This window comes from Marivita geojedonensis, from assembly GCF_002115805.1.
GTDB classification, from domain to species: Bacteria; Pseudomonadota; Alphaproteobacteria; order Rhodobacterales; family Rhodobacteraceae; genus Marivita; species Marivita geojedonensis.
Window position 1 is genome coordinate 150,934 of record NZ_JFKC01000003.1, and the last position, 17,354, is coordinate 168,287.

Genomic DNA, 17,354 nt, shown 5'->3' on the forward strand with positions numbered 1-17,354 from the left:
ATGCGGTGCGGACGGTGATTTTTGACCTCGATGGAACGCTGGCCGACACCAGTGGGGATTTGATTGCGGCAGCCAATCATTGCTTTGAGCGTATGGGTTTCGACTCGCGGCTTGACCCCATGGGGGATGCCGGTACGGCGCTGCGTGGAGCAAAAGCGATGCTGACGCTCGGGTTGGAACGCTCTGGGCAGTATTCCGCTGATCTGATCGACCAGTATTACCCGGTGCTTCTGTCAGCGTATGGCGATGCGATTGACACGCATACCGTTCTCTATCCCGGTGCGATGGAGGCGGTTGAGGCGCTCAAGTCACATGGAATGGCTGTAGGGATCTGCACCAACAAGCCCGAAGGTCTGGCGGAAACGCTGATGACGCGCCTTGGGGTGCGGGATGCGTTCAGCTCGTTGATCGGGGCTGACACGCTGCCCACCCGCAAGCCGGATGCAGCGCCTTACATCGCTGCGGTCGAATGGGCGGGGGGCGTTGTCGGACAAAGCTGTCTGATCGGGGACACGGTCACGGATCGCGACACCGCACGCGCTGTGGGGGTTGCCTGTGTGCTGGTCGGATTCGGCCCTGCGGGTGGGGACATGGCCGCGCTGGAACCGGACGCGATCATCCAGCACTTCGACGAGCTGCCCGAGGTCGTGGTGCGGCTGCTGGGGTAGGTAAACGAAGTCACCTTCGGGTCGAACCCAAGGATGGCTGCTCAATCTGACCCGTAAAGCGGCACGGTGGACATCGACACCTTGGCCGACCCGTCGGTCAATTCCGCCGCGTGGGCGACGTAGATCAGCGTCTGATTCTTCTCGTCGAAGATGCGCTTCACCCGCAGCGATTTGAGGATGATCGACCGCGAGGCGCGGAACACGTCTTCGCCGCTGTCACTCCGGTCGATATCACCAATCGTGATTGGTCCGGTCTGGCGGCATGAGATCGACGCGTTCGACGGGTCTTCGAACCAGTTGCCCTTGCTGAGCCGGTCAATCAGGCCGCGCTCGAAATAGGCAATGTGGCACGTCACGCCAGCCACATCCGGGTCGTTGATGGCTTCGATGATGATGTCATTGCCGACCCAGTCGACCCCAACCTGTCCGACTTCCTCGGCAAAAACGGGAGCGGCGCAAGTGAGGAGGGCAGCGGTGAGAAGAATTCGCATGGGACAATCCTTGATCTGAGGGCCTGCCGTGCAGACGTGCAGAGGCTACACGAAGCCAACGCTTGACCGAAGGCTTAGGTTGCGATTAGTATTTGAACAAGCGTTCAATAAATCGCGTCGGGGGAGACAGCGTATGTTCAATGCCACCATGCAGTTCGATCTGGGAGAAGACGTCAACAGCCTCCGCGAGATGGTGCATCGCTGGGCGCAGGAACGCGTCAAGCCGATGGCGGCCGAAATCGACCGATCCAACAACTTCCCGGCAGAGCTTTGGACCGAGATGGGCGAACTTGGCCTTTTGGGCATCACCGTGGACGAGGAATACGGCGGTGCCGGCATGGGCTATCTTGCACATACCGTCGCCGTGGAAGAGGTGGCGCGGGCATCGGCCTCGGTCTCGCTGTCATATGGCGCACATTCCAACCTGTGCGTGAACCAGATCAAGCTGAACGGCACCGCCGATCAAAAGGCAAAGTGCCTGCCAAAGCTGATCTCCGGTGAGCATGTCGGCGCGTTGGCGATGTCCGAACCCGGGGCAGGGTCGGACGTGGTGTCGATGAAACTGCGCGCCGAAAAGCGCAACGACCACTACCGGCTGAATGGCAACAAGTACTGGATCACCAACGGTCCGGATGCCGACACGCTGGTTGTCTACGCCAAGACCGATCCCGATGCCGGGTCCAAGGGGATCACCGCCTTCCTGATCGAAAAGTCGATGAAAGGGTTCAGCACCTCCCCGCATTTCGACAAGCTGGGGATGCGTGGGTCGAACACCGCCGAGCTGATCTTTGACGACGTCGAAGTGCCCTTCGAAAACGTGCTGGGCGAAGAGGGCAAGGGCGTGCGCGTGCTGATGTCCGGCCTTGATTACGAGCGCGTGGTCCTTGCAGGCATCGGCCTCGGCATCATGGCCGCCTGTCTGGACGAGATCATGCCCTACATGGCCGAGCGCAAGCAGTTCGGCCAGCCGATTGGCAATTTCCAACTGATGCAGGGCAAGATGGCCGATATGTACACGGCGATGAATTCGGCCCGCGCCTATGTTTACGAAGTCGCCAAAGCCTGCGACCGGGGGGATGTGACCCGTCAGGACGCGGCCGCCTGCTGTCTCTATGCCAGCGAACAGGCAATGGTGCAGGCGCATCAGGCGGTTCAGGCGATGGGCGGCGCGGGCTTCCTGTCCGACGCGCCGGTTGCGCGCATCTTCCGCGATGCCAAGCTGATGGAGATCGGGGCGGGCACGTCCGAGATCCGGCGTATGCTGGTGGGTCGCGAAATGATGGCGGCGATGAGCTGACCATGCCAGGCTGGGTGTGGTTCGTGCCTCTGGGACTTGCCACGCTGGTGGGCGCATTGCTTGCGTTCCGCTATGGTTGGATCGCGGCAACGATAACGGAGACCGATGTGATCAACGCCATTGCCACGCGCTATGTCACACAGGACGGCGGCTCCACCGCGCAGGTCGGCGATTGCGTCGGGCTTGCCGGGCAGGTCGAGGGGGCGTGGATTACCGTGAAATGCAATGATCTGGTCTATCACGTCACCCGATTTGGTCGTCTGATGTCCACCGAGGGGCAGACTTTGCCGGAGGGGCCATCGATATGACCGCGCGCCCGATGCTCAAACCCGCGCCATATGATGCGCTGTGCAAAGGCTTCGACTGGGACCTGCCAGCATCGCTGAACATGGCGCATCAGGTTTGTGATGGTTGGGCCGCCACCGATCCGGGGCGCGTTGCGATCATCGAGGTGACGCCGGAGCGTGTGCGCCCCGTGACCTATGGCGATCTTTGGTATCGGTCACGGCAGGTTGAAGTGGCGCTGATCGAGCGCGGCGTGATGAAGGGCGACCGGGTGGGCGTCTTGCTGTCGCAATCCCCCTTGTGCGCCGCGGCCCATATCGCGGCGTGGCGGCTTGGCGCCATCTCGGTCCCGCTTTTCAAACTGTTCAAGACCGAAGCGCTGCGCACGCGGATTGAAGATGCGGGGCTCGGCGTTGTCGTGACCGACCTCGAAGGCGTTGTCCAACTGACCGGGCTGGGCGTTGCAACAGTCACCCGAAGCGATCTGGGCGCATCATCCGGCACCCGCGCGATGGTCGAGACCGGACCGGATGACGCGGCGGTGCTGATCTACACAAGTGGCACGACGGGGGCGCCCAAAGGCGCGCTGCATGGGCATCGGGTGCTGACCGGGCACTTGCCCGGTGTCGAGATGAGCCACGACTTCCTGGGGCAGGACGGCGACGTGATCTGGACGCCCGCCGATTGGGCGTGGATCGGCGGTCTGTTCGACGTGCTCATGCCGGGTCTGGCGCTTGGGGTTCCGGTGGTTGCGGCGCGGATGCCGAAGTTTTCGGTCGAGGAGTGCGCGAGGATTTGCCGGGAAGGCACTGTGCGCAATGTGTTTTTCCCACCAACCGCCCTGCGGATGCTCAAGGCGGCGGATGCCCGGATCGACGGTCTGCGTTCGGTCGCCAGTGGCGGCGAACCGCTCGGGGCCGAGATGCTGGCCTGGGGACGCGACGCGTTTGGCGTGACGATCAACGAATTCTACGGTCAGACCGAATGCAACATGATCGTGTCGTCCTGTGGCGCGTCTTTTGACGCTGTGCCGGGGTCGATGGGTCGCGCTGTGCCGGGGCATCAGGTGGCGGTGATCGGGCCGGATGGGGTGCCCTGCGACGGAGAGGGCGACATCGCCGTGCGGCGCGGATCGGCGTCGATGATGCTGGAATACTGGCGCAAGCCCGAAGAGACCGCTGAGAAGTATCGCGGCGATTGGTTGGTCACCGGGGATCGTGGGGTCATGGAGGGCGACACGATTACCTTTCTGGGGCGCGAGGATGACGTGATCACCTCAGCCGGGTATCGCATCGGACCTGCAGAGATCGAGGATTGCCTGCTGACCCATCCAGCGGTCGCAACCTGTGGTGTAGTGGGCAAACCCGACGCGCTGCGGACAGAGATCGTCAAGGCCTATGTGGTGCTCAAGGACGGCGTTAACGCTTCGGTAACGGATCTTCAGGATTGGGTTAAGGTTCGCCTTGCAAGTTATTCTTATCCAAGGGAAATCGAATTTCTGGACGAGTTGCCGATGACCGTCACCGGCAAGGTGATCCGCAAAGAGCTCAAGGCGCGGGCCAGTCGGGAGGGTCAGGCGTGAAGCGCATAGTGATGATCGTGGCGCTGGTGTGCGCCCCGCAGATGGGCGGAGCGCGGGACTTGAAAATCGACCAACAGTTCGTTCGGGATTGCTTTGAAAACACCGAGATCGGGGCGCTGTATCCGCTCTGTCTGGGGCAGGCATCGGGCCAATGTCAGGAGCGGCCTGGCGGATCGACCACCATCGGGATCACCGAGTGCATCCAGGCCGAAACCGCGATGTGGGATGTGATCCTGAACGAGGAATACAAGTGGACGCAGATGGCGAATGAAACCGCCGACGAACAGGGGCTGTCGCAGGTCATGGACCGGACGGATGCCCTGCGCGATGCGCAACGGGCGTGGATTGCCTTTCGCGATGCCGATTGCGCCGCGCGTTACGCGATGTGGCAGGATGGAACCATCCGTTCCATCGTGGCGGCCAACTGCCACCTGACCATGACAGCCGGACGCGCGATCGAGCTGCGCGACATGCGGGGACACTAAGATGAAACTTCGATCACAGGCGATTGCCTCGTCTGAACAGTTCAAGGCGAATATCGCTGCCCACCAAGAGGCGTTGCGCGTGGTGCGCGAGGCGGCAGAGCTGGCCGCTGCGGGTGGGGGCGACCGCGCACGGGAACGGCACGTCTCGCGCGGAAAGATGCTGCCCCGCGACCGTGTGGCGAACCTGCTCGATCCCGGATCGCCGTTTCTGGAGGTCGGTGCCACAGCTGCGCATGGGCTTTACGACGGGGCCGCGCCCTGTGCCGGTGTGATCGCGGGTGTGGGCCGGGTCATGGGCCGTCAGGTCATGGTCGTGTGCAACGACGCCACGGTGAAGGGCGGCACCTATTACCCGATGACCGTCAAGAAACACCTGCGCGCGCAGGAGATCGCGGAAGAGAACCATCTTCCCTGCATCTATCTGGTCGACTCGGGCGGCGCGAACCTGCCCAATCAGGACGAAGTCTTCCCCGACCGCGACCATTTCGGGCGGATTTTCTACAATCAGGCGCGGATGAGCGCGAAGGGTATCGCGCAGATTGCGGTGGTGATGGGGTCCTGTACGGCGGGCGGCGCCTATGTGCCCGCGATGTCGGATGTGACGATCATCGTGAAAGAGCAGGGCACGATCTTCCTCGCCGGTCCGCCTTTGGTGAAGGCGGCGACAGGCGAGGTTGTCACGGCCGAGGATCTGGGCGGCGGTGATGTGCACACGCGGCTCTCGGGTGTGGCGGATTACCTGGCCGAGGATGACGCACACGCCTTGGCGCTGGCAAGGCGGGCGGTTGGGTCATTGGGCGGAGCGCCGAAATCCGGTCTGCGGCAAGCATCGGAAGATCCCGCATATGATCCTGACGAGATTTTCGGCGTTGTCCCCGGCGATCTGCGCACGCCTTATGACATCCGCGAGGTCATCGCGCGTGTGGTCGATGGGTCTTATTTCGACGAGTTCAAACCGCGCTTTGGCGAGACTTTGGTGACGGGCTTTGCCCATGTCGACGGCTGGCCCATGGGGATCATCGCGAACAACGGCGTGCTGTTTTCCGAGGCCGCACAGAAGGGTGCGCATTTCGTCGAGCTCTGTTCGCAGCGCAAGATCCCGTTGGTGTTCCTGCAGAACATCACCGGGTTCATGGTGGGTCGGAAATACGAGAACGAAGGCATCGCGCGGCATGGGGCGAAGATGGTGACGGCTGTGGCCTGCACCTCGGTGCCGAAGATCACCATGCTGGTCGGCGGGTCTTTCGGTGCGGGCAACTACGGCATGTCCGGTCGGGCCTATCAGCCGCGCTTCCTGTGGACCTGGCCAAACTCGCGCATCAGCGTGATGGGCGGCGAACAGGCAGCGGGCGTTCTGGCGACCGTGAAGCGCGACGCCATCGAACGCGGCGGCGGTTCGTGGTCGGCCGAGGAAGAAGCGGAATTCAAGCGCCCGACCATCGAGATGTTCGAGGAACAGGCGCATCCGCTCTATGCCTCGGCCCGGCTGTGGGATGACGGGGTCGTCGACCCGCGCAAGACGCGCGCGGTGCTGTCGCTGTCGCTGGAGGCGGCGTTGAATGCACCGATTGAGGACACGCGTTTCGGCGTGTTCCGCATGTAATTGGGGGGCCGACCCCCAAACCTCAGGTCACATTGGGGGCCAGCCCCCAAACCCCCGGAGTTTACGGGCAAGATGAAGAGAAGCGGTGGTGCGAGATGTTTGACACGATCCTGATAGCCAACCGGGGCGAGATTGCCTGCCGGGTGATCGACACGTGCCGACGCCTTGGGGTGCGCACCGTGGCGGTGCATTCCGACGTCGATGCGCAGGCGCGTCATGTGGAGATGGCGGATGTGGCGGTGTCGCTTGGCGGCGCGTCGCCCGGCGAGAGTTACCTGCGCGGGGAAGCGATTATTGCGGCGGCGCAGGCGACAGGCGCGCAGGCGATCCATCCGGGTTATGGCTTCCTGTCGGAGAACCCGGATTTCGTCGAGGCGGTCGAGGCGGCGGGGCTGGTGTTCATTGGCCCGTCGGCCAAGGCGATCCGGGCGATGGGGCTGAAGGATGCCGCGAAGGCGCTGATGGCAAAGGCGGGCGTACCGGTCGTGCCGGGCTATCACGGTACCGATCAGGATCCCGGTCATCTGGAGGTCGAGGCTGCGGCCATCGGGTATCCGGTGCTGATCAAGGCGGTGGCCGGAGGCGGCGGCAAGGGGATGCGTCTGGTCGAGCGCGCCGAGGATTTCGTCAACGGTCTGGAAAGCGCCAAGGCCGAAGCACGGGGCGCGTTTGGAAATGACGCTGTTCTGATCGAGAAATACGTCACCAGTCCGCGCCACATCGAGGTGCAGGTTTTCGGCGATGGTGAAAAAGCGGTGCATCTCTTTGAGCGGGATTGCTCGCTTCAGCGGCGGCACCAGAAGGTGATCGAGGAAGCACCCGCGCCCGGAATGACGCCCGAGATGCGCGAGGCGATGGGACAGGCGGCGGTGCGCGCGGCCGAGGCCATCGGCTACAAGGGCGCAGGCACGGTGGAGTTCATCGTCGATGGTTCGGACGGGCTGCGCCCCGACGGGTTCTGGTTCATGGAGATGAACACGCGGTTGCAGGTGGAGCATCCCGTGACCGAGGCCATCACCGGTGTCGATCTGGTGGAGTGGCAGTTGCGGGTGGCGGCGGGTGAGCCGTTGCCTCGTGCTCAAGGTGATCTGTCGATCAGCGGCCACAGCTTCGAGGCGCGGCTCTATGCCGAGGACGTGCCGGCCGGGTTCCTGCCGGCGACCGGGCGGTTGGCGCATCTGGCCTTTCCCAAGGGCGCGCGGGCCGATACCGGGGTGCGGACGGGCGACGTGATCAGCCCGCATTATGACCCGATGATCGCCAAGGTGATCGTGCACGGTCCGTCGCGCGCGGTGGCCTTGCGCAAGCTGCGCCAGGCCTTGGCGGAAACTCAGGTTGCCGGAACGGTGACGAACCTCGCTTTCCTTGGAGCGCTGGCGCGGCACGAGGGCTTTTCAAACGGCATCGTGGATACCGGCTTGATCGGGCGCGATCTGGAGACGCTCGTTTCGGTTGGGCAAGCCGGTGCTGCGGGCATCGCGCAGGCGGCGCTGGCGCTTGTCGGTCTGAACAGGGAGCCGCAGCCGCTGGACGGGTTTGCTCTTTGGGCTCCGATTGCGCAGGATGTGGTCGTGTCCTGTGATGAGCAGGTCCTGACCTGCCGTGTTGTGACCCATGGGCCGGGTGAGATTGACGTGACCGTGGATGACACTCTGGTACAGGCGCGGCACGGGGCCAATGGCTGGCGCTTTGACGGTCAGCCCGCGCGGGCGGTGTTTGTCGAAAGCGGCGTTACCACGGTGTTTGGCGATCCGACGCGGGTGGTGCGCCATGTCGATCCGCTGGATGTCGAAGCGGGCGCGGGGGCGTCAAGCGATCTGATCGAAGCACCGATGCCGGGGCTGGTGCGGCAGGTTTTCGTCTCTGCCGGGCAGAGCGTTTCCAAAGGCGATCGGCTGGCCATCCTCGAGGCGATGAAGATGGAGCACAGCCTGCTTGCGGCGCGAGATGGTACTGTGGCCGAAGTGATGGCCGAGGCGGGATCGCAGGTCGAGGCAGGGGCCGTTCTGATCCGGCTGGAAGAGGAAGAGACATGATCCGTTTGCATCATTGCCCGCAGACACGGTCGATGCGCACGCTCTGGCTGCTTAACGAGCTTGAGGTCGAGTTCGAGGTTGTTCTGCATGCCTTCGACAAGTCGCTGCGCAGCCCGGAATACCTGTCGCTGTCGCCGGCCGGGCGCGTTCCGGCGCTGGAAATCGATGGCGAACGGATGTTCGAGACGGGTGCGATCACCGAATATCTTTGTGAACGGTTTCCTGATGCGAACATGGGGCGCGGGCCGGAGGATCCGGACCGGATGGCCTGGCTCGTCTGGGTGCATTTCGCCGAGACGATCAGTCAGCATGCCGCGGCGCTGACGCAGCAGCATATCATGCTCTACGAGGATGCGATGCGCTCGCCCGTCGTGATGAAGCTCGAGGCGGCCCGATTGAAGAAATGCTACGATGCGATTGAGGCGCGGCTGTCCACCCCGGTGGAGAATCGCGATTACCTTCTGACCTCGGGGTTTTCCGCAGCGGATGTGTCGGTCGGGCAGGCGGTCTACATGGCGCGTCATTTCGCGGCGCTGGACGGTCATCCGGCAGTGTCCGACTGGTACGACCGGATCACCGAGCGGCCGGAGTTTCAGAAATCCCTGCCGGCAGAGGGCGGGGCGCGGCTTTATACGCAGGACTTCTACCCGGCGTGGGAGGCGGCGGGCTGATGGCGCGCCGTGCATATTTTGAAAAAGAAGAAGCAGGGGCGTGGCACTGTGGCTGAACGGGTCGAGATCTTTGAAGTGGGGCCGCGCGACGGGTTGCAGAATGAGGCGCGGCTGATCCCGGTCGAGGAAAAAATCGCACTGGTCGACTGTCTGTCACGTGCCGGGTTCCGGCGGATCGAATGCGCCAGTTTCGTCAGCCCCAAATGGGTGCCGCAGATGGCGGATTCGGGTGCTGTGCTGGCGGGGATCACGCGGATGCCGGGCGTGTCCTATGCGGCGCTGACCCCGAACATGCGCGGGTTTGAGGATGCGGTGGCGGCGGGGGCTGACGAGGTGGCGATTTTCGGATCGGCCTCCGAAGGGTTTTCCAAGGCCAATATCAACGCGACGATCGAAGAGAGTCTGGAGCGGTTCCGCCCGGTGGCAGCGGCCGCGATTGAGCGGGGGCTGCCGGTGCGGGGATACGTGTCCTGCGTGGTGGAGTGTCCCTATGATGGCCCTGTTGCGCCCGCCTCAGTGGCGCGCGTGGTGGCGGCGTTGCGCGATATGGGCTGCTACGAGGTGTCTTTGGGTGACACGATCGGTCGCGCCACGCCCGAGGGGATTGTCGCGATGCTGAAAGCGGTCTTGGGCGAGATGCCAGCCGAGAGACTGGCCGGGCATTACCACGACACGGGTGGTCTGGCCTGTGACAATGTCGAGGCATCGCTGGGCCTCGGGCTGCGGGTGTTCGATGCGGCCGTCGGCGGCCTTGGAGGGTGCCCTTACGCGCCGGGTGCTGCGGGCAATGTGGCGACAGAAGCGGTGGCGGCACGGGTGGCTGCCTTGGGGTATGAGCATGGGCTCGACATGGATGTGGTGGCCGAGGCGGCCGACATGGCGCGGAGGATGCGGGGATGAGTTTGATCCGGGTGGAGACCGATGCACGCGGCGTTGCGACACTGACCCTGGCGCGGGCCGAGAAGCACAACGCGTTGTCAGCGCAGATGATGACCGAATTGGAGGACGCGGCCCGGGGCTTGGCCAAAGACACGAAGGTTCGGGTTGTGGTGCTGGCAGCAGACGGCAAGACCTTCTGCGCCGGTGGCGATCTGGCGTGGATGCGTGAGCAGTTCGACATGGATGCGGAGACGCGCCGGGTGGAAAGCCGTCGGATCGCAACCGTGCTGGGTGCGCTGTACGATCTGCCGCAGCCGCTGATCGGGCGGGTGCAGGGCAATGCGCTGGGTGGCGGTGTGGGCCTTGTGTCGGTCTGCGATGTGGCAATCGGGGTTTCCGGGGCCAAGCTGGGCTTTACCGAAACGCGGCTTGGGTTGATCCCGGCAAATATCGGGCCGTATGTGCTGGCTCGGATGGGGGCGACGCGGGCGTCGGAGGTCTTTATGTCGGCGCGGATCTTTGGGGCAGAAGAGGCCGTGCGGTTGAACCTGTTGAGCCGAACGGTTGAGCACGACGATCTGGATGCGGCCATTGACGCTGAAGTTCTGCCTTACCTGTCCTGTGCGCCGGGGGCGGTGGCCGAGGCCAAGGCGCTGATGCGCGATCTGGCTGGACGGGTGGTGCAGGAGCAGGTGGACTTGGCCATCGACGCTCTGGCGCGGCGCTGGCAATCGGACGAGGCGCGCGAAGGGGTCGGGGCTTTCTTCGACAAGCGCAGCCCAAGCTGGCAATGACGGTACAGATTGCACATCTCTATGCCACTGCCGCGCTGGCGATTGCGTTTTTTCAGGTTGCGCTGATCCTTGGTGCGCCATTGGGCCGGTATACGCAGGGTGGCCAGAACGAGGGCGCCTTGCCGATCTCGGGGCGGATTATCGCGGCCGTGTCGATTCCGGTGGTGCTGTTTCAGGGATTGGCCATCTTGTCTGCGGCGGGCTTCCCGGGGCTGGGCTGGCCTGCATGGACGGGCTGGGTCGCATTTGTGGTGCAGGTTGTGACAACCGTATTGAATTGGATTACCCCGTCCAAACCGGAACGGGCGGTTTGGGGGCCGATCACGCTGGTCATGTCGGCGATGGCGCTTGTTGTGCTGACGGCCTGACGCTTCAGACAGGCGCGGTTAGCAGGGACAGAAGCAACGACATGTCGTCCCCGGAATCTGTCCCCAGATTGAGAACGTGGTCTTCAATGGTATTTGCCCGTTCTGCGCCAAGGAGCGGGTCGGCATAGGCGTGGAATTTGGCAACCACCGTGTCGAGGGTTGCGGGGTCTTCCGGATCGCCGAGGGCCTCGGTCGGACCGGAGTTCAGTTCCCGGCCATCTTTGAGAACAAGCGTCACTTCGGCGATCCGGCGGGCAGGAAAGGCCGCGTTAAGGGTGTCGCTTTCGCGGATGTCCATTGAGTGGGCGAGGCGTTGGATTTCCGGCTCGGCAAAACTGCTTTCCTGCATATCTTTCGGGCCACAGGTGCCACGCACCATACCGACAGCGGTCGGGAAGGCGGTGGAATACTGCGCCTCTTCGGTTGTGCGTGGGTCTGTCACGGCAAGGCGGCGGGATTCGTGGAAGGTCGTGATTTCGATACGGTCAACATCATGCGATGTCAGGTCGTGATCTGCGCGCAGGTTGAGAACGGCCTGAAGGGCGGGCTGCGCCCAGCGGCAGACGGGAAAGTGTTTGAAATACTGCTCGCGGATCCGCCATGTCTGACCAAGGTCTGACCAAAGGTCCGCCACGTCGCCGTGCTCGACCGTTACAGCCGGTGCACCGGTGAACCCGTCTTTTGCCAGATAGACCGCAGAGACCCCCGACATCGCGCCCCAGCCCGATCCGTCTTTGACCATTGTCGGATGATCTATTGTGCGCATCATCTGGCTGCGTGGTCCGTGGTATTCGGCGATGCCCATTGCCTCGCGGGTCCTCGCGGCATCCAAGCGCAGCACACGGGCGCCAAGGGCTGCCACCGCCACCGCGATCCACGCCCCTGACGTGTGGTAGTCCGGTGCTGTCCGGTGCAGGGCGATCCCGGCGCGGGTGCCGATCTCGTAGCCGATCACGAGGGAGGTCAGAAAATGCTGCGCTTCTGTGTCCTTTTCTGCTTGGCACAGGGCGAGCAGTGACGGGAAGATGCCGCAGCCGACGTGACCCTTGGTCAGCTTGTGCCCGTCATGGCCATCGAGAGCATCGATTGTCATGCCTCCTGCGAGGGCCGCGCCTGCCGGGCTGACCTCGCGCCCGTCGAAGAGCATCTGTGCGCCCGATCCCCCGAATTGCCGTGCTGCGTGGTTGCGTATGATGCGAGACAGGGACGTCTGCTGACCTCCGGCGGCCACACCGATCAGGTCGAGCATCCATTGACGGGCGAGACGGCGGGCATCCTCGGGAATGTCCGAGTAGGTCGTATCATGGAGAAAGTCGGAGAGGGGGTGCTGCATGATCTGGCTTTCAGGTATCGGCGTACCCACTGTCAGCGCGCTCCGGGCCCTCTGTCGCGGCCAAAAACGACCTCGGTCTTTGTTGCAGGCGGCAGGATAACAGGGTGGAGGAATGCGGCACCATCATCGTTGCAGCAGTTCAGACTGCGAAAAGACATGGTTCTGCTGAGAGGCTGTTCGCGCATCCGCACAACGCTATTTCTCGATCGGAGGAGTGTTTAAGCTCTCACAAGCACTGTCCGACGCTCGCGATGACGTGAAGGATTGCGGGTGCTTTGGCGTGAATAAACGTGTCTGTGGCTGTTGACCTTGCCCCCACTGGAAGGCCTAGTCCCCCAAGGAAAGGTATCGAAAGGGATGCAGGACAAGATGACGACATTCACTCGCAGAGCTTTTCTAGGTGGTGCAGCGACGGTGATTGCGATGCCGATGGGCGCAATGGCGCAGACCGCTCCCCGGATGCATGTGTTCAAGGACCCGAATTGCGGATGCTGCTCGGCCTGGATCGATATTCTTGAAGAGGATGGTTTCCAGATCACCACCGAAGCCCGCACAAACGGTGCGCTTGTGCAGGAGAAGATCAAGCGCGGCATTCCGGCAAACATGGCGTCGTGCCATACGGCTGATGTGGACGGGTATGTGATTGAAGGTCACGTTCCGGCCCGCGACATTCGCAGGCTGTTGAGCGAACGTCCGGATGCGATCGGGTTGGCCGTTCCGGGGATGCCATTCGGATCTCCCGGGATGGGGCCGGAAAACCAGCGTGAAGCCTATGATGTGCATCTGATCCGTCGCGATGGCACAACAGACGTATTCACAAGATATGAAGGGGCGGCCTGACGCGCCCTGCGCATACCAAAGCCGAACGAAAGGAGTGCGGATGACTCGCATCATTTTACCCGTCACAATTGTGTCGCTGTGTTTCGCAACGCTGGCCGTGGCGCATACTGGGGTCAAGAACCCGACCGTATTGGCGCGGATGGAGGCAATGAAAGAGACCCAGGAGAGCACAAAGGTGCTTGGGGCCATGGCCAAGGGCGAACGCAGCTTCGATGCAGACACGGCCCGCGCCGCTGCGGCTGAGATAGCAAGGCTGGCCGGGCAGACACCTGCTTTGTTTGAAGTTCAGGAAACCGATCCGAATTCCGAAGCTTTGCCGGTGATCTGGGATCGTTTCGACGATTTCACCGAAAAGTCGCTGGCTTTGGAAGCGGTAGCGGATGCTTTGGCGGCGAGCATCGAGACCGAAGAGCAGTTGCGCGCGGGTCTGGGTCGGATCGGCGCGGCCTGTAAAGCCTGCCATGAGGTGTATCGGAAATAGGTGCAAAGCCTATCAAGGTATACAATTGCACACTTGATGAGCCGCTTTTGCGGCGGACCCGTGCGGAATCGGTGGTGGCCAAGCTCCGACCGATTGACGCATGTTGTTCAAAACAGGGGGTATTTTCATGGTAAGCGCCTTGTTTTCAAGCGGATAGCAGAGTTCGGTAAGATGTCGCCCTGCGGTTGACCCCCGGAAGAGACGGGAGTAGATCAGCCTCAAGTCAACCTCGCCACTTGACGGCGCGTGTCGGTGCGCGATGGGAAAAGGAGCCTCGTCTTGGAAGACATGCTGCGGGAATACCTGCCAATCCTCGTATTTTTGGCCATTGCAATCGGATTGGGGCTCGTCCTGATCCTCGCTGCCGTGATCATCGCGGTGCGCAACCCGGACCCGGAAAAAGTGTCGGCCTACGAATGTGGCTTTAATGCTTTTGACGATGCCCGGATGAAGTTCGATGTTCGGTTCTATCTCGTGTCGATCCTGTTCATCATCTTCGACCTCGAAATCGCGTTCCTCTTCCCCTGGGCGGTGGCGTTCCAGGATGTGAGCATGGTGGGCTTCTGGTCGATGATGGTGTTCCTTGCGGTCCTGACCATCGGCTTTGCCTATGAATGGAAGAAGGGAGCACTCGAATGGGAGTGATGACCGGAGCCAATACCGCTGGTGCGGACAAGGAATACGCGACGCAGGCGCTGAATTCCGAGCTTGCGGACAAGGGCTTTCTGCTGACCTCGACCGAGGACATCATCAACTGGGCGCGTACCGGGTCGCTGCACTGGATGACCTTCGGTCTGGCCTGTTGTGCGGTCGAGATGATGCACACCTCGATGCCGCGCTATGACCTTGAGCGGTTCGGCACCGCGCCGCGCGCGAGCCCGCGTCAGTCGGATCTGATGATCGTCGCGGGCACGCTGACGAACAAGATGGCCCCGGCGCTGCGCAAGGTTTACGACCAGATGCCCGAACCGCGCTACGTGATCTCGATGGGGTCCTGCGCCAACGGGGGCGGGTACTACCATTACAGCTATTCCGTGGTGCGGGGCTGCGACCGGATCGTTCCGGTTGACGTCTACGTGCCGGGCTGCCCGCCGACAGCCGAAGCGCTGCTTTATGGCATCATGGCGCTGCAACGGAAGATTCGCCGGACAGGGACAATTGTACGATGAGCGAAGCCCTCAAGGAACTTGGCCAGCATATTGAGCTGAAGCGTACTGATTGTGTGCTTGCCTGGGATGTGACCCATGGCGAACTGAACGTTGACGTGGCTCCGTCGAACATTGCCGGCTTCGTCGACTTCCTCAAGTCTGACCAGACCTGCAAGTTCTCATCTCTGGTGGACATTACGGCTGTGGATTACCCGGATCGCCCCAAGCGGTTTGACGTGGTCTACCACTTCCTGTCGATGTACCAGAACCACCGCATCCGTCTGCGGGTCAGCATCCGAGAAGACGAGATGGTTCCGTCGATCACCGGTGTGCATCCGAGCGCCAACTGGTTCGAGCGCGAAGTTTTCGACATGTTCGGCATCCTGTTCTCCGGGCATCCGGACTTGCGCCGCATCCTCACGGATTACGGTTTCCGCGGCTATCCGCTGCGCAAGGACTTCCCGACCACGGGCTATACCGAAGTGCGCTACGACGAAGAAAAGAAGCGCGTGGTCTATGAGCCGGTGAGCCTTGTTCAGGAATACCGGCAGTTCGATTTCATGTCCCCTTGGGAAGGCGCGCAATACGTGCTGCCGGGGGATGAAAAGACGGAAGAGAAGGCGTGATGGGTGGCTACGGCATGGGCGGCGGAGGCCTTATTTGGTTTCTGATCATCGGCGTGTTGATCGTCGTTCCATTCTGGAAGCTCCTGCCACGCTATGGTTTGCCCAGTTGGGCAGCACTTTTGACAATTTTCCCGCTGGTCGCATTGGTCTTTCTCTGGATCATGGCGTTCAAGGACAACGGTGGCGGAGGACGGTCATGATGGACGGCTCCAAGTTTGACGACGGAAGTGTTGACGCGATCTCTGGTGAGCAGAAGATCCGCAACTTCAACATTAACTTCGGCCCGCAACACCCTGCGGCACATGGCGTTTTGCGGCTTGTGCTTGAGTTGGATGGCGAGATCGTGGAACGCTGCGACCCGCATATCGGCCTGCTGCACCGTGGCACCGAAAAGCTGATGGAAAGCCGCACCTACCTGCAGAACCTGCCGTATTTCGACCGCCTCGACTACGTGGCGCCGATGAACCAGGAACATGCGTGGTGTCTGGCGATCGAAAAGCTGACAGGCGTGGAAGTGCCGCGTCGCGCATCGCTGATCCGGGTCCTTTATTCCGAAATCGGCCGCATCCTGAACCACCTGCTGAACATCACGACGCAGGCGATGGACGTGGGCGCGCTGACGCCGCCGCTCTGGGGCTTTGAAGAGCGCGAAAAGCTGATGGTGTTCTACGAGCGTGCCTGCGGCGCGCGTCTGCACGCCGCCTATTTCCGCCCCGGCGGGGTACATCAGGACCTGCCCGGTGATCTGATCGACGATATCGACCAGTGGGCCGACGAGTTCCCGCGTGTGATCGCGGACATTGACGGACTTCTGACGGAAAACCGCATCTTCAAACAGCGGAACGCCGATATTGGTGTCGTGACCGAAGAAGAAATCCTCGACTGGGGGTTCTCGGGCGTCATGGTGCGCGGCTCTGGTCTTGCGTGGGATTTGCGTCGTGCACAGCCTTATGAGTGCTACGATGAATTCGACTTCCAGATCCCCGTCGGCAAGAACGGCGACTGCTATGACCGCTACCTTGTCCGCATGGAGGAGATGCGCCAGTCGCTGAAGATCATCAAGCAGGCGATCGAGAAGCTGCGTGCACCCGAAGGGCAGGGCGACATCCTTGCCCGCGGCAAGGTCACGCCGCCGAAGCGGTCCGAGATGAAGACCTCGATGGAAGCGCTGATCCATCACTTCAAGCTCTATACCGAGGGTTTCCACGTTCCGGCCGGTGAGGTTTACGCCGCTGTCGAAGCGCCCAAGGGCGAATTCGGCGTCTACCTCGTGGCCGATGGCAGCAACAAACCCTACCGCGCCAAACTGCGCGCGCCGGGATACCTGCACCTGCAGGCGATGGACCACGTGGCGAGCGGGCACCAGCTTGCCGATGTGGCCGCCATCATCGGTACGATGGATGTTGTGTTTGGAGAAATCGACAGATGAGTGCGCGTGTTTTCGCTCCGCTGGCAGGTCTTGGCCTGCTGACCGCCTGTGCCATGCCGCCTGAAGGCGTGTCGCAGGAGGATCTTGTGGCATTCGATGAGGCGGTGGCCTCGATCGGATGCGATCTTGTGGGCGAAAGCGACTACTTGCCGGTTGAGCTTCAAACTGGACTGACCCGTGAACAGGTCATTCAAACGGCTTCGTTCCGTGTGGCATCCGAGCAAGCCGTCAAGCTTGAGAATGGTGGCGTTCGCCTGATCACAGGGAGCTGCGCACCGGAATGATCCGGACGGGGTTGGATATGCGCCTGATGGGCCGCGACCACTCGTCCAAGACTT

21 protein-coding genes are annotated in these 17,354 nt (G+C 62.2%); 19 read left to right on the top strand and 2 right to left on the bottom strand.

Translation table 11 applies throughout. From position 1 onward, the window contains the following. Positions 1-5: 5 nt before the first annotated feature. Complete coding sequence (locus tag MGEO_RS05725; protein ID WP_085635757.1) at positions 6-668, top strand: HAD hydrolase-like protein; 663 nt, start codon at positions 6-8, stop codon at positions 666-668. A 41-nt stretch (positions 669-709) separates the two neighbouring features. On the opposite strand, the gene MGEO_RS05730 is transcribed toward MGEO_RS05725, so the two are convergent. Further along, positions 710-1,159, bottom strand: a complete 450-nt coding sequence (locus MGEO_RS05730; RefSeq protein ID WP_085635758.1) for a CreA family protein — start codon at positions 1,157-1,159, stop codon at positions 710-712. A gap of 133 nt (positions 1,160-1,292) precedes the next feature. Between MGEO_RS05730 and MGEO_RS05735 the strand changes: the two genes are divergently transcribed. From MGEO_RS05735 to MGEO_RS05780, 10 genes are all read left to right on the top strand, one after another. After that, entirely contained in the window at positions 1,293-2,456 is a 1,164-nt protein-coding gene (locus MGEO_RS05735) for an isovaleryl-CoA dehydrogenase (protein WP_085635759.1), read from the top strand. Positions 2,457-2,458: 2 nt separating this feature from the next. Beyond that, positions 2,459-2,764 carry a hypothetical protein gene (locus tag MGEO_RS05740; RefSeq protein ID WP_085635760.1) on the top strand — a complete coding sequence of 102 codons (306 nt, stop codon included), beginning with the start codon at positions 2,459-2,461 and terminating at the stop codon, positions 2,762-2,764. Next, positions 2,761-4,323 carry an AMP-binding protein gene (locus tag MGEO_RS05745; RefSeq protein WP_233139684.1) on the top strand — a complete coding sequence of 521 codons (1,563 nt, stop codon included), beginning with the start codon at positions 2,761-2,763 and terminating at the stop codon, positions 4,321-4,323. The genes MGEO_RS05740 and MGEO_RS05745 overlap by 4 nt, the downstream gene beginning before the upstream one ends. Then, positions 4,320-4,808, top strand: a complete 489-nt coding sequence (locus MGEO_RS05750; RefSeq protein WP_143746235.1) for a lysozyme inhibitor LprI family protein — start codon at positions 4,320-4,322, stop codon at positions 4,806-4,808. The genes MGEO_RS05745 and MGEO_RS05750 overlap by 4 nt, the downstream gene beginning before the upstream one ends. A gap of 1 nt (position 4,809) precedes the next feature. Beyond that, positions 4,810-6,411 (top strand): carboxyl transferase domain-containing protein, encoded by a 1,602-nt coding sequence (locus tag MGEO_RS05755; RefSeq protein WP_085635762.1) that lies wholly within the window; start codon positions 4,810-4,812, stop codon positions 6,409-6,411. 95 nt (positions 6,412-6,506) lie between these two features. Continuing rightward, complete coding sequence (locus MGEO_RS05760; protein WP_085635763.1) at positions 6,507-8,447, top strand: ATP-binding protein; 1,941 nt, start codon at positions 6,507-6,509, stop codon at positions 8,445-8,447. Then, a complete protein-coding gene (locus MGEO_RS05765) occupies positions 8,444-9,118 on the top strand; it encodes a glutathione S-transferase family protein (RefSeq protein ID WP_085635764.1) in 675 nt (224 codons plus the stop codon). Before MGEO_RS05760 ends, MGEO_RS05765 begins: the two co-directional genes overlap by 4 nt. A gap of 48 nt (positions 9,119-9,166) precedes the next feature. Beyond that, positions 9,167-10,018, top strand: a complete 852-nt coding sequence (locus MGEO_RS05770; protein WP_085635765.1) for a hydroxymethylglutaryl-CoA lyase — start codon at positions 9,167-9,169, stop codon at positions 10,016-10,018. After that, positions 10,015-10,791: a crotonase/enoyl-CoA hydratase family protein gene (locus MGEO_RS05775; RefSeq protein WP_085635766.1), complete on the top strand. Its 777-nt coding sequence runs from the start codon at positions 10,015-10,017 to the stop codon at positions 10,789-10,791. Before MGEO_RS05770 ends, MGEO_RS05775 begins: the two co-directional genes overlap by 4 nt. Then, positions 10,788-11,159 carry a hypothetical protein gene (locus tag MGEO_RS05780; RefSeq protein WP_085635767.1) on the top strand — a complete coding sequence of 124 codons (372 nt, stop codon included), beginning with the start codon at positions 10,788-10,790 and terminating at the stop codon, positions 11,157-11,159. Before MGEO_RS05775 ends, MGEO_RS05780 begins: the two co-directional genes overlap by 4 nt. Positions 11,160-11,163: 4 nt before the next feature. On the opposite strand, the gene MGEO_RS05785 is transcribed toward MGEO_RS05780, so the two are convergent. Then, positions 11,164-12,492 carry an MmgE/PrpD family protein gene (locus MGEO_RS05785; protein ID WP_085635768.1) on the bottom strand — a complete coding sequence of 443 codons (1,329 nt, stop codon included), beginning with the start codon at positions 12,490-12,492 and terminating at the stop codon, positions 11,164-11,166. Positions 12,493-12,861: 369 nt separating this feature from the next. Here MGEO_RS05785 and MGEO_RS05790 point away from each other — a divergent pair, with 369 nt between their 5' ends. From MGEO_RS05790 to MGEO_RS05825, 8 genes are all read left to right on the top strand, one after another. Next, complete coding sequence (locus MGEO_RS05790) at positions 12,862-13,332, top strand: DUF411 domain-containing protein (RefSeq protein WP_085635919.1); 471 nt, start codon at positions 12,862-12,864, stop codon at positions 13,330-13,332. A 40-nt stretch (positions 13,333-13,372) separates the two neighbouring features. Continuing rightward, complete coding sequence (locus MGEO_RS05795; protein WP_106299116.1) at positions 13,373-13,813, top strand: c-type cytochrome; 441 nt, start codon at positions 13,373-13,375, stop codon at positions 13,811-13,813. Between the two features lie 279 nt (positions 13,814-14,092). Then, complete coding sequence (locus tag MGEO_RS05800; RefSeq protein ID WP_085635769.1) at positions 14,093-14,458, top strand: NADH-quinone oxidoreductase subunit A; 366 nt, start codon at positions 14,093-14,095, stop codon at positions 14,456-14,458. Then, positions 14,458-14,982, top strand: coding sequence for a NuoB/complex I 20 kDa subunit family protein (locus MGEO_RS05805; RefSeq protein WP_085635921.1), 525 nt, complete (start codon positions 14,458-14,460; stop codon positions 14,980-14,982). The genes MGEO_RS05800 and MGEO_RS05805 overlap by 1 nt, the downstream gene beginning before the upstream one ends. Continuing rightward, positions 14,979-15,587 (top strand): NADH-quinone oxidoreductase subunit C, encoded by a 609-nt coding sequence (locus tag MGEO_RS05810; protein WP_085635770.1) that lies wholly within the window; start codon positions 14,979-14,981, stop codon positions 15,585-15,587. Before MGEO_RS05805 ends, MGEO_RS05810 begins: the two co-directional genes overlap by 4 nt. Then, positions 15,587-15,787, top strand: coding sequence for a hypothetical protein (locus tag MGEO_RS05815; protein WP_233139685.1), 201 nt, complete (start codon positions 15,587-15,589; stop codon positions 15,785-15,787). Before MGEO_RS05810 ends, MGEO_RS05815 begins: the two co-directional genes overlap by 1 nt. Then, a complete protein-coding gene (locus MGEO_RS05820) occupies positions 15,787-17,016 on the top strand; it encodes an NADH-quinone oxidoreductase subunit D (protein WP_198948088.1) in 1,230 nt (409 codons plus the stop codon). The genes MGEO_RS05815 and MGEO_RS05820 overlap by 1 nt, the downstream gene beginning before the upstream one ends. Then, complete coding sequence (locus MGEO_RS05825) at positions 17,013-17,300, top strand: hypothetical protein (protein ID WP_085635772.1); 288 nt, start codon at positions 17,013-17,015, stop codon at positions 17,298-17,300. Before MGEO_RS05820 ends, MGEO_RS05825 begins: the two co-directional genes overlap by 4 nt. Positions 17,301-17,354: the final 54 nt, after the last annotated feature.